Raw genomic sequence first — 11,954 nt, 5'->3', positions numbered from 1 at the left:
AGAAGACGGACACATGACTGGGGCTCCGAAACCGGGTCCCCGGAAAAGTGGGGGGTTGGGGGTGGGGGGGGGTGGTGTTTGGGGTGAAACCCAAAACCCCCACCCACGACCACCCGGTACCGGCACTTCCTGCCAGAAGTCCGTGAAGGCCACCTTTGCCTTACCCCTCACTCAGGCGGGCAGGTCGAATTCGCCGTCCCGGACGCCTTTCAGGAACGCGTCCCATTCCGTCGGCGTGAACACGAGCAGGTGGCCGTCCGGTTCGACGGCCCGGCGCATCGCCGTGTAGGTGACGCCGTCAGTGTGGGGCACCAGCGCGTACTCGACGGCATCCTCGAGATTCGCGCCCTCCGGTTCCGCTCGGATCCACACCGCGTCACTCAAGTCCAGGTCTGGCCGGATATGGGCCTTGTCGTCCACCGGCTGCTCACTCATGGTGCCCACGCTATCGCTTTCCGATACGCAAAACGAAGGGGCCCTTCGTGATGAAGGGCCCCTTCGTGGTGACAACTAGGCGGTCTCGGTGATCGGCCGGTCCACCCACGACATCAGGTCGCGCAGCTTCTTGCCGGTCTCCTCGATCGGGTGCTGGTTGCCCTGCTCCTCGAGCTTGGTGAAGTTCGGGCGCCCGGCCTCGTCCTCGGCGACCCACTCGCGGGCGAAGGTGCCGTCCTGGATCTCGCCGAGGATCTTCTTCATCTCTTCCTTGACCGCCGGCGAGATGACGCGCGGGCCGCGGGTCAGGTCGCCGTACTCGGCGGTGTCGGAGATCGAGTAGCGCTGACGCGCGATGCCGCCCTCGTACATGAGGTCGACGATCAGCTTCAGCTCGTGCAGCACCTCGAAGTAGGCGATCTCCGGGGCGTAGCCGGCCTCGGTGAGCACCTCGAAACCGGTCTGCACCAGCGCGGAGGCGCCACCGCAGAGCACGGCCTGCTCGCCGAAGAGGTCGGTCTCGGTCTCCTCGGTGAAGGTCGTCTTGATGACACCGGCGCGGGCGCCACCGATGGCGGCCGCGTAGGAGAGCGCGAGCGCCTGCGCGTTGCCGGAGGCGTCCTGCTCGACCGCGATGAGCGCCGGGACGCCCTTGCCGTCGACGAACTGGCGGCGGACCAGGTGGCCAGGGCCCTTCGGCGCGACCATCGCGACGTCCACGTTCGACGGCGGCTTGATCAGGTCGTAGCGGATGTTGAAGCCGTGGCCGAAGAACAGCGCGTCGCCGTCCTTGAGGTTCGGCGCGATGTCCTGCTCGTAGATGAAGCGCTGCTTGGTGTCCGGCGCGAGGATCATGATCAGGTCGGCTTCGGCGCTGGCCTCGGCCGGGGTGAGCACGCGGAGCCCCTGCTCCTCGGCCTTGGCCCGCGACTTCGAGCCCTCGGGCAGACCGATGCGGACATCGACGCCGGAGTCGCGCAGGCTCAGCGAGTGCGCGTGACCCTGGCTGCCGTAGCCGATCACGGCGACCTTGCGACCCTGGATGATCGAAAGGTCCGCGTCGTCGTCGTAAAAGATTTCCACTGCCATGAGGGGTACTACTTCCTTTCCTGACTTACAAAGTTATCGAGCGGAGGTGGCGGTGATGGACCGGGCGCCCCGGCCGACCGCGACCATTCCGGACTGGACCAGTTCGCGGATGCCATAGGGCTCCAGCATCCGCAGCAGGGCACCGATCTTGTCCGAGGTGCCGGTGGCTTCGACGGTGAGCGCCTCGGGCGACACGTCCACCACTTTCGCGCGGAACAACTGCACTGTCTCGAGGACCTGGCTGCGCACGGTGTTGTCGGCCCGGACCTTGACGAGCAGCAGTTCACGCTGCACGGCTGTGGACTTTTCCAATTCCACGATCTTGATGACGTTGACCAGCTTGTTGAGCTGTTTGGTCACCTGTTCGAGCGGTAGCTCTTCGACGGCGACCACGATCGTCATCCGGGACACCTCGGGATTCTCCGTGGGCCCGACGGCGAGGGATTCGATGTTGAAACCACGCCGGGAGAACAGTCCGGAAACCCGCGCGAGGACACCGGGCTTGTTCTCGACCAGAACGCTCAGGGTGTGCACGCTCATCGGGCGTCTCCTTCTGTGGCGGCGTTCAGCTCCGCCTCGGCGGCGACCTCGTCGTCGTCGAAGAGCGGGCGGATCCCGCGCACGGCCATGATTTCGTCGTTACCGGTGCCCGCGGCCACCATGGGCCACACCTGGGCATCCTTCCCCACCACGAAATCGATCACGACGGGGCGGTCGTTGATCTCCATGGCACGCCGGATGGTGGCGTCGACGTCCTCCTTGGTCTCGCAGCGGAGCCCGGCGCAGCCGAGCGCCTCCGCGAGCAGGGTGAAGTCGGGGATGCGGTGCTTGTGCGTACCGAGATCGGTGTTGGAGTACCGCTCGGAGTAGAAGAGGTTCTGCCACTGGCGGACCATGCCGAGGTTGCCGTTGTTGATGACGGCGACCTTGATCGGCGCGCCTTCGATGGCGCAGGTGGCCAGTTCCTGGTTCGTCATCTGGAAACAGCCGTCGCCGTCGATGGCCCAGACCTGCTTGTCCGGCACGCCGAACTTGGCGCCCATCGCGGCGGGGACGGCGAAGCCCATCGTGCCGAGACCGCCGGAGTTGATCCAGGTGCGCGGGTTCTCGTACTTCACGAACTGCGCGGCCCACATCTGGTGCTGGCCGACGCCCGCGGTGTAGACCGCGTCCGGGCCGACGAGGGAACCGATGCGCTCGATGACGTACTGCGGGGAAAGCGTCCCGTCTTCGGGCCACTCGTAACCGGCCGGGTAGTCGTCACGCCAGGCGCTCGCCTGCGTCCACCAGTCCTTCAGATCCGGCTTCGCGGACTTGTCGGTCTCGGCGCGGACGGCCTCGATCAGCTCGGTGATGATCTCCGCGCAGTCGCCCACGATCGGCACGTCCGCCTTGCGGTTCTTGGAGATCTCGGCCGGGTCGATGTCGGCGTGGACGATGGCGGCGTCCGGTGCGAACGAGGACAGCTGCCCGGTGACGCGGTCGTCGAAGCGGGCGCCGAGGGCGATCAGCAGATCCGCCCGCTGCATCGCGGCGACCGCGGCGACCGAACCGTGCATGCCCGGCATACCGAGGTGCTGCGGGTGCGAGTCGGGGAAGGCGCCGCGGGCCATCAGCGTGGTGACGACCGGGATCCCGGTCAGCTCGGCCAGTTCCATCAGCTGGCGCGAGGCATCGGCCTTGATCACGCCACCGCCGACGTAGAGGACCGGGCGACGCGACTTGCTGATCAGCCGGGCGGCCTCGCGGACCTGCTTGCCGTGCGGGCGCAGCGTGGGCCGGTAGCCCGGCAGCCGCAGCTCCGTCGGCCAGGAGAAGGAGGTCATCTCCTGCAGGACGTCCTTGGGGATGTCCACGAGGACCGGGCCGGGCCGGCCGGTCGAGGCGAGGTGGAAGGCCTCGGCGATGGTGCGCGGGATGTCGGCCGGGTCGGTGACCAGGAAGTTGTGCTTGGTGATCGGCATCGTGATGCCGCAGATGTCGGCTTCCTGGAAGGCGTCCGTGCCGATCAGCGCGCGGGACTGCTGGCCGGTGATGGCGACGACCGGGACCGAGTCCATGTTCGCGTCGGCCAGTGGGGTGACCAGGTTGGTCGCGCCGGGACCCGAGGTGGCCATGCACACCCCGACCTTGCCGGTGGCCTGCGCGTACCCGGTGGCGGCGTGGCCCGCACCCTGTTCGTGGCGGACCAGGACGTGGCGGACCTTCGTCGAGTCGAGCAGCGGGTCGTACGCCGGGAGAATGGTGCCGCCCGGAATACCGAACACGACCTCCGCGCCCACCGACTCGAGCGAGCGGACGAGCGACTGCGCGCCCGTGACCCGCACCGGGGTCCCGGCGGGCGGCGCCGGCTTGGGTCGGGCACCGGTGGTACCGGAGTTCGCTTCAGCTCGCGAGGTGGCACTAGTCATCGCTGTTTGCCTCGTCTTGTCTAGTCACTCGTTCGGGTATTCATTGGCTGGTCGGGCAAGTGAAATTGTTCCAGGCAACAAAAAACCCCCGCCGACCGGAGTGGTCGCACGAGGGTCGCGCGTCGACGCAGCGGAGACTTCCCTAAGCGTCGACGCGCTTGGGAAGTACGAGGCCGGTCTGCGTTGTCACGAGAGTGAAGCTAGCCGGTCGCCGTCAAGAGTGTCAACTCTGCGGGACGGCGATTCCGCATGCTGGACACCTCCGGTGTGTCGCGCGACCCGCGTTCGGGGCCTTCGAGGCGGCGGTGCACCATCTTTGACGTGGCAGAAGAAAAGCAGCAGGAACAGGCGAACGAGGACCGCAAGGCCGTCTTCAAAATCCCGAACACGGCGTTGCTGGCGATCGCTTTCCTCGTCGTTTGTGTGACGCCTGTCGCGTTCGGCGACGTGCCGTATCTCCAGTGGCTCTACCTCTTCCCGATCGCGCTGGCGGTGTTCGTCATCCGGACCCGCACGACGGCGACGGTCAAGGGGCTGGAGGTCCGCACGATGTTCGGGCGGCGGGACCTGCCGTGGACCTCGCTCAAGGGCCTCGCCATCACAGACAAGGCGAAGGTGCAGGCAGTGCTGAAGGACGAGACCAAGATCCCCCTTCCCGCCGTACGCACCCGTCACCTGCCGGTGATTTCGCTGGTCAGCGCGGGCCGCATGGCCGATCCCTCGGGGCTGACCGACGACGTGGCCAAGGCTCCGGAAAAGAACGACGATTCCGGGGAGTAGGATTGGTAGGACCAGTTTGGCGCTCGTTCGCCCTGGTCCCATCCCGAACCTTGGAGTCAGCCGTGCCTCAACTCCGTTCCCGGACCACCACCCACGGCCGCAACGCGGCGGGCGCCCGCTCGCTCTGGCGCGCCACCGGAATGACCGACAGCGACTTCGGCAAGCCGATCGTCGCCATCGCGAACTCGTACACCCAGTTCGTGCCGGGGCACGTGCACCTCAAGGACCTCGGCGAGATCGTGGCCGGCGCGGTGAAGGAGGCGGGCGGGGTCGCCCGCGAGTTCCACACGATCGCCGTCGACGACGGGATCGCCATGGGACACAGCGGAATGCTCTACTCGCTGCCCTCGCGCGAGATCATCGCCGACGCGTGCGAGTACATGGTGAACGCGCACCAGGCCGACGCGCTCGTCTGCATCTCCAACTGCGACAAGATCACCCCGGGCATGCTGAACGCCGCCATGCGGCTGAACATCCCGGCGGTGTTCGTCTCCGGCGGTCCGATGGAGGCCGGGAAGGCCGTGGTCGTCGGCGGCGTCGCGCAGGCGCCGACCGACCTGATCACCGCGATCGCCGCGTCGGCCAGCAGCGAGGTCGACGAGGACGGGCTGTCCATTGTGGAGCGTTCCGCCTGCCCGACCTGTGGTTCGTGCTCGGGTATGTTCACCGCGAACTCGATGAACTGTCTCACCGAGGCGCTCGGGCTCTCCCTGCCGGGCAACGGTTCCACCCTCGCCACGCACGCCGCCCGCAAGGCGCTTTTCGAGGACGCCGGGCGCACGGTCGTCGAGCTGTGCAAGCGCTGGTATGAGCAGGACGACGAGTCCGCGCTCCCGCGCTCGATCGCGTCGAAGAAGGCGTTCGAGAACGCGATGGCCCTCGACATGGCGATGGGCGGTTCGACCAACACGGTGCTGCACATCCTCGCCGCCGCGCAGGAGGGCGAGGTCGACTTCACCATCGACGACATCGACGCCATCGGCCGCCGCGTGCCGTGCCTGTCGAAGGTCGCGCCGAACTCGGACTACCACATGGAGGATGTCCACCGCGCCGGCGGCATCCCCGCCATCCTGGGCGAACTGCACCGCGGCGGGCTGCTGAACACCGACGTCCACTCCGTGCACTCGCCGGATCTCGAGTCGTGGCTGTCCACTTGGGACATCCGCGCGAAGGAACCGTCGGAGCGGGCGATCGAGCTGTTCCACGCGGCGCCGGGCGGGGTCCGCACCACGGAGGCGTTCTCCACCGAGAATCGGTGGTCCTCTTTGGACACCGATGCCGCGAACGGCTGCATCCACGACGTCGAGCACGCGTACACCAAGGACGGCGGGCTCGCGATCCTGCGCGGCAACCTCGCCGAGAACGGCGCCGTCATCAAGTCCGCGGGCATCGACGAGGAACTGTGGCACTTCGAGGGACCGGCCCGGGTGCTGGAAAGCCAGGAGGAGGCGGTTTCCGCCATCCTCAAGAAGGAGATCCAGCCCGGTGAGGTGCTGGTGATCCGCTACGAAGGCCCGGCGGGCGGCCCCGGCATGCAGGAGATGCTGCACCCGACGGCGTTCCTCAAGGGATCGGGACTGGGCAAGAAGTGCGCGCTGATCACCGACGGCCGGTTCTCCGGCGGCTCGTCGGGTATCTCGGTCGGGCACATCTCGCCCGAAGCCGCCGCGGGCGGGACGATCGGCTTGGTCCAGAACGGCGACCGGATCCTGCTCGACGTCCACGAGCGTCGTCTCGAACTGCTCGTCGACGAGGACGTCCTCGCCGAGCGGCGCGCGAAGATGGAGGCGAGCGAGCGGCCGTGGCAGCCGGTCTCGCGGGACCGGAAGGTCACCGCCGCGCTGCGGGCCTACGCGCGGATGGCGACGTCGGCCGACACCGGCGCCGTCCGGGACCCGAGCAAGTAGCACGCCTGCCACAAGCATGCATTTAGAGGACTAAATGCGCCCTTCGCTCACTCCCCGTGGGGCGGGACGAGCGCATTTAGTCCTCTAAATGCGGGTCGTTGCGAGACGTCAGCGGCAGAGGACGAGCACCACGACCGAAGCGGCCGCCGCCAGCAGCAGCCCGATCAGCCCGAACGAAAGCGGCCGCTTCCGCCACGGGGTGTTGACGTCCAGCGCGATCCGCCCGGAGCCCGCGAGCAGCACGGTCAGCGAGGCCGCGCCCAGCAGGAGTTCGAACTCGAAACCCTGCCCCTGCTGCTGGAAGAACCCGCCGCCGAACTTGACGTAGACGATGTTCGCGCAGACCCCGAGGAGCGCCGCGGCACCGATCGGGGTGAACAGGCCCACCAGCACGAGCGCGCCGCCGACCACCTCGCTGATCCCGGTGATCCACGAAAGCAGCGTGGTCTGGCTGGTGTAACCGAAGCCGCCGAGCACCTTGGCGAATCCGCCGACGCCGGGCCCGCCGAAGGCGCCGAAGAGGTGCTGGAGCCCGTGCGCGCCCATGGTCACGCCGAGCACCACTCGCAGGACGAGCAGACCGAGGTCGATCCCGCCCCTGGTCTCCACCGGGGCCGGGCCGTTGTCGGGCTCGGCCACGTCCGAGATCATGCTGGTCTGGTAGTCATCGCTCACGCGCGAAGGGTAGGCGAAACCGGCCCGTCAGGCGACCGAACCGCCGGACCGGTGGCCGAGCGGCTCAGAACAGGGTCGCCGGCTCGACCGGTTCGGGATCGGGCAGCGGGTCGAGGCCGGGCACCAGGGCGCGCACGTCGTCGTGGAACCGGCGGGCGAGCGCCGGGGCGTCGTCGTTGTCGGGCGTGTGCACGAAGACCGTCGGCGACCGGCCGTCACGCAGCCACCCGGCGACCACCTCGGTCCACGGCTCCCATCCCCGCGCGGTCTCCTCGGCCGAATCCCGGCCCAGATAACGGACGATCGGCCGATCGGTCAGTGCCCGCGTCCGCCGCGGCAGCCGGGGTTTCTTGGCCCAGGCGTCCTGCTCGGCCTCGCTGACCGGCGGGCTCCCGAAGAAGACCGTGGTGTCGAACGGCACCCACTCGGCGTCCGCGTCGGCGAGGGTCCCCTCCAGCAGCGACGTCGCGCCGGGATCGGTGTAGAACGCCGGGTGACGCACCTCCACTGCGCGCCGGAGCCCGGCGGGGAGACGGCGGAGGAAGCGGCCGAGGGCGTCGGCGTCCGGCGGGCCGAACGAGCCGGGCAGCTGAGTCCACAGGACCGCCCGGTCGCCGAGGGGTTCGATCGCGTCCAGGAACGCCCGCATCTCGGTCTCGACACCGGCGAGCCGTCGCTCGTGCGTGACGACCTTGGGCAGCTTGACCACGAACCGGAAGCCGGGGCCGGTCTGCCGCGCCCACGCCGCGACGGTGTCCCTGGCGGGGGTCGCGTAGAAGGTGGTGTTGCCCTCGACCGCGTTGCACCAGCCGGCGTACGCCCGCAGGCGCTCCCCGGCGGTCAGCGACCGCGGGACGAACCGCCCGGCCCACGCCTTGTGCGTCCACATCGCACAGCCGACATGTAGATTCGCCACGCTGCTCAGTATTCGCCGTGGACCAGGTTCTTCGGCAACTCTCCGCCCAGATAGTGGCTCAATTCCCGGACCACCACCGCGTAGGCGCGCTGCCGCCTCCCGCTCACGGAGCCCGCGACGTGCGGTGTCAGCAGCAGTCCCGGACAGTCCCACAGCAGGTGCCCGGCGGGCAGCGGCTCCGGATCGGTCACGTCGAGCGCGGCGCGCAGCCGTCCCGACGCGAGTTCCGCGACGAGCGCGTCGGTGACCACGACCGCGCCCCGCGAGACGTTCACGAGGATCGCGTCGTCCGGCATCGCGGCCAGGAACTCCGCGTCGACCATGCCGCGCGTGTGCTGCGTGAGCGGCACCATGAGCACCGTGACGTCGTAGTGGGGCAGCAGGGCGGGGAGTTCGTCGGTGCCGTGGACACCTTCGCGAGCGTTCGCGCCCACCATCGTGCAGCGCACGTCGAACGTCTCCAGCCGACGGCGCAGATGCCTGCCGAGGTCGCCCGCGCCGATGATGAGGACCCGCTTGCCCTGCAGGGTGTCGGTGGTCCGGCGTTCCCAGTGCTTCCGCCGCAGGCCTTCGGCGAAGCCGTCGAGACCGCGGTAGATCGCCAGCAGTACCGCGACGACCCACTCGGCCGAGCTTCCGCCGTGCGCGCCGCGGCAGGTCGAGAGCAGGACACCGTCCGGCACTTTGCCGACCCAGTCCTCGGCACCCGCCACCAGCAGCTGCACGAGTTTGACGTTCGGCAGTGCGCGCCAGAGCTCGTCGCTGGGCCGGTCACCGGTCACGAGGACCTCGGCCTCGGCGGCTTCGGGAGGCACCGGCTCGCCGTGGCGGTACATCACGGGACGCACGCCGTCGATCTCCGAAAGCGCGGCCACTCCCTCTTCGTCGGGCACGAGAACGGTCACAGTCATGATCACCACGGTATCCAGTACCTCCGTGTCTCCGCCGGTGAACCCGCGTCCGCGATAGCGGGGCCTTCGGCCAGGGCGGGTTTCACGCTTATGCCACTTTTTCGAGGACATCTCAGCTCCGCCAGTACCTCTTACCCGTGGCTCACGTACGCCCACCTAGGCTTGCCCCGTGCGTACCCGGTACCGGCGGAAATGGACCGCGCCGCTGGCCATGCTGGCCTGCGGCGCGCTGATGCTCTCCGGGTGTGCCGAATTCGACAACACCGCCGCCGGGCAGAAGTTCACCCCGGTCAACCCGCCGTCCCCCGAGGTCCCGCCGCACGTCGGGCCCGGCGGTGAAGCGGGCGACTCCGGTCCCGGGCGCGGCGGCGGGCGGAACCAGACGCCGACGCCGGTCCCGCCGCCGCAGGGGTGCAAGGACTTCGACAAGGCCGTCATCGCGACCTGCCTGGACACCGTCGCCGCCGTCGCCGCGATCCCCGGTGACGGTACCGCGCCCAGCGCGCTCGCGGGCGAACGCAAGAGCGGCCGGATCCTGCTCGCCGCCGCGGAGAAGGACCCGGCCGACTGGGCGACCGTCCCCGTGGACGGCTCCGGCGACGGCGGCCTCACCTCGCTCGCCCTCTCCCCGGGCTTCGCCGAAGACCAGCTCGTCTTCGCCTACATCACCACCCCGAACGACAACCGGGTCGTCCGGCTGGCGAAGGGCCAGGCGCCGAAACCGGTGCTGACCGGCATCCCCAAGGGCTCCACCGGCAACCGCGGCGCGATCAGCACCGACGCCAAGGGCGCGCTCCTGGTCGCCACCGGCGACGCGGGCAATCCCGGACTCGCCGCGGATCCCGCGTCACTCGCCGGGAAGGTGCTGCGCATCGACACGTCCGGCAAACCGGCCGCGGGGAACCCCACACCGGGTTCGGCGGTCTTCTCGACCGGCGTGCACTCTCCCGGCGGGATCTGCCGCGACCAGACCGGTTCCCGCGTGTGGCTGACCGACAGGCTGGCCGACAAGGACGTCCTGTACCGGCTTCGTGGTGGCCAGCCGCTGACCACCCCGGCCTGGAGCTGGACCGACAGGCCCGGGGTGGCGGGCTGCGCCGATTTCGTCGGCGCCACCGGCTATCTCTCGATCACCACGTCGATCGCGGGCAACCTGCAGAACCTGCCGGTCACCCCGGACGGAGCGGTGACCGGCAAGCCCAACGTCTTCATGGACGGCAAGGTCGGCAAGCCGCCGAAGACCTTCGGCAGGTTGTCCGCGATGAGCATGGTCAACCCGCAGATCGCGCTCGCCGGGACGGTCAACAAGGACGGCGGCACCCCGGTTTCGAGCGACGACCGCGTCGTCATCATCACGCCGTCGGCCAGCTCCGGCGGGGGCGGCAAGGACTGAGCGGCCTCACCTGGACGGCCTCGGATGGGCAGGCGGCGTGAACCGGGTGAACAACGGCGCCATCTCCTTCTCCTTGCCCTGCGGGTCGAACAGCTCCCGCACGAGCCGATACGCGGGGCCGAGCGCGGTCGCGGCGGCGGTGAGCCGGCGCGGATCGGTGGACCGCCAGTGGCCGGAGTCCACTCGGGACAGCAGGGTGCGCAGCAGGACGATCTCCTCGGCCGCGTTGAACGAGCAGTGACCGCCCCGGCTGACGTAGGTCTGCCGCAGCAGACCGGGATCGCCGTTGCGCCGTACCTGGTCGCCGTACCACCGGGCCTGCCCCGTGATGGCGCCGCCGTCTCCGGTGGTGTGCGCGGTCAGCACGGGTGACGGCGTGGTGCCGCGCGCCACCATGTAGCGGTGCATGTAGGCCTGCGCCTTCGGATCCGCCGAGATCCGCGGGGCCACGGCGAGCCGGTCGAGATCGGCTTCCAGATCCACGCCTCCGGCGCGGTAGGCGTGCCGGACCAGGTCGAGCCCACCGGAACGGGCGAGCTGACGCCGATAGTCGATCCCGGCGTTCGAGGACGGGTTCCCGCCTGCCCGGTGCTCGATTTCGGGACGTGCGGACGGTCCGTAGCCGTACACGTAGACCCCGGTGACCCACAACGCCTGCTGCGCGAGACGGTCGGCGGGGTCCGTCGGCTCCGGTTCGTGCGCGAGCGCCCAGCCCGGGACGGTGCCCACTGCCCCGGCCAGCGCGATCCGGGCCCGGCCGGCCTCGGTCTTTTGGGCTTCGGCCACGACGGCTTCGAGCGCCGCCTGCGCGCCCTGCGGGTCGCGAGGCCGTACGAGGTCGATGTCCGCGTCCGGAGCCAGCAGGGTCTTGAGCGCGAAAAGCACGTCCAGAGCGCTGTTCCACGTGCCGTTCGCGTCGTACTCGCCGCACTGCGTCAGGACGCCGTCGAACCGGCCCGGGTTGTTCTCGGCCAGCTTCAGGGAGATCACGGCGCCCATGGACATCCCGCTGGTGATGGTCCGCCGCGGTTTCCCCACCTTGGCCTCGAACCAGTCGAGCAAGGCGATCTGATCGGTCAGGGCCTCCTCGATCGCGTGCCCGTAAACGCCCTTGTAGTTCGACGCGGCCAGCGCGTAGCCCTGATCGAGCAGCCAAGACTCGGTCTCGGGTCTGGTGGCCAGCATGATCTGCTCCGGCTTCCCCCATTCCTCCACATAGAGCCCGTGGCTGTAGAGCACCAGCGTGCCGTTCCAGCGTTTCGGCACTTTGACCAGGTAGTCCGCTCCGTCGATCGTCCCTTCATGGACGCGCGAGCGCTCTTCGGCGGCCGCAGGCGTGGCGGTGAACAGTGCCCCGAAGAGGAGCGCGACGAGCACGGTGATCAGCGTCCTGCGTGTGTGAGTCATACGGGAAAATTAGGTGACCAAATGGTCACC

General features: G+C 69.0%; 11 protein-coding genes. 3 read left to right on the top strand and 8 right to left on the bottom strand.

The features are described 5' to 3' along the window. Positions 1–171 precede the first annotated feature (171 nt). The 4 genes from AC069I_RS09815 to AC069I_RS09800 all read right to left on the bottom strand — a co-directional run bounded on the left by AC069I_RS09815 (position 172) and on the right by AC069I_RS09800 (position 3,935). Positions 172–435, bottom strand: coding sequence for a DUF397 domain-containing protein (locus AC069I_RS09815; protein WP_340683496.1), 264 nt, complete (start codon positions 433–435; stop codon positions 172–174). A 75-nt stretch (positions 436–510) separates the two neighbouring features. Continuing rightward, positions 511–1,524 carry a ketol-acid reductoisomerase gene (gene ilvC, locus AC069I_RS09810; RefSeq protein ID WP_016336537.1) on the bottom strand — a complete coding sequence of 338 codons (1,014 nt, stop codon included), beginning with the start codon at positions 1,522–1,524 and terminating at the stop codon, positions 511–513. 33 nt (positions 1,525–1,557) lie between these two features. Continuing rightward, entirely contained in the window at positions 1,558–2,064 is a 507-nt protein-coding gene (gene ilvN / locus AC069I_RS09805; RefSeq protein WP_034315713.1) for an acetolactate synthase small subunit, read from the bottom strand. Further along, the gene (locus AC069I_RS09800) at positions 2,061–3,935 is read right to left on the bottom strand and encodes an acetolactate synthase large subunit (protein ID WP_478230694.1); all 1,875 of its coding nucleotides are present in this window, start codon (positions 3,933–3,935) and stop codon (positions 2,061–2,063) included. Before AC069I_RS09800 ends, ilvN begins: the two co-directional genes overlap by 4 nt. Positions 3,936–4,256: 321 nt before the next feature. On the opposite strand from AC069I_RS09800, the gene AC069I_RS09795 reads away from it, so the two are divergent. Together AC069I_RS09795 and ilvD are read left to right on the top strand one after the other, a co-directional pair. After that, the gene (locus tag AC069I_RS09795; protein ID WP_478230712.1) at positions 4,257–4,715 is read left to right on the top strand and encodes a PH domain-containing protein; all 459 of its coding nucleotides are present in this window, start codon (positions 4,257–4,259) and stop codon (positions 4,713–4,715) included. A 62-nt stretch (positions 4,716–4,777) separates the two neighbouring features. Then, positions 4,778–6,622, top strand: coding sequence for a dihydroxy-acid dehydratase (gene ilvD, locus AC069I_RS09790; protein ID WP_478230695.1), 1,845 nt, complete (start codon positions 4,778–4,780; stop codon positions 6,620–6,622). A gap of 108 nt (positions 6,623–6,730) precedes the next feature. On the opposite strand, the gene AC069I_RS09785 is transcribed toward ilvD, so the two are convergent. From AC069I_RS09785 to AC069I_RS09775, 3 genes are all read right to left on the bottom strand, one after another. Further along, on the bottom strand, positions 6,731–7,273 hold the full coding sequence (locus AC069I_RS09785; protein ID WP_340688741.1) for a DoxX family protein: 543 nt from the start codon (positions 7,271–7,273) through the stop codon (positions 6,731–6,733). Positions 7,274–7,361: 88 nt separating this feature from the next. After that, positions 7,362–8,186, bottom strand: a complete 825-nt coding sequence (locus tag AC069I_RS09780) for a DUF72 domain-containing protein (RefSeq protein WP_478265474.1) — start codon at positions 8,184–8,186, stop codon at positions 7,362–7,364. A gap of 32 nt (positions 8,187–8,218) precedes the next feature. Next, entirely contained in the window at positions 8,219–9,124 is a 906-nt protein-coding gene (locus AC069I_RS09775; RefSeq protein ID WP_478230696.1) for a 2-hydroxyacid dehydrogenase, read from the bottom strand. A 169-nt stretch (positions 9,125–9,293) separates the two neighbouring features. On the opposite strand from AC069I_RS09775, the gene AC069I_RS09770 reads away from it, so the two are divergent. Then, entirely contained in the window at positions 9,294–10,517 is a 1,224-nt protein-coding gene (locus tag AC069I_RS09770; RefSeq protein ID WP_478230697.1) for a PQQ-dependent sugar dehydrogenase, read from the top strand. Between the two features lie 6 nt (positions 10,518–10,523). On the opposite strand, the gene AC069I_RS09765 is transcribed toward AC069I_RS09770, so the two are convergent. Beyond that, complete coding sequence (locus AC069I_RS09765; RefSeq protein WP_478265181.1) at positions 10,524–11,924, bottom strand: alpha/beta hydrolase family protein; 1,401 nt, start codon at positions 11,922–11,924, stop codon at positions 10,524–10,526. Between the last annotated feature and the right edge of the window lie 30 nt (positions 11,925–11,954).

Source organism: Amycolatopsis sp. NPDC043885 (assembly GCF_056435685.1).
Note: the sequence above shows the minus strand (reverse complement) of the source record. Positions and strands in the feature narration are given on the sequence as shown.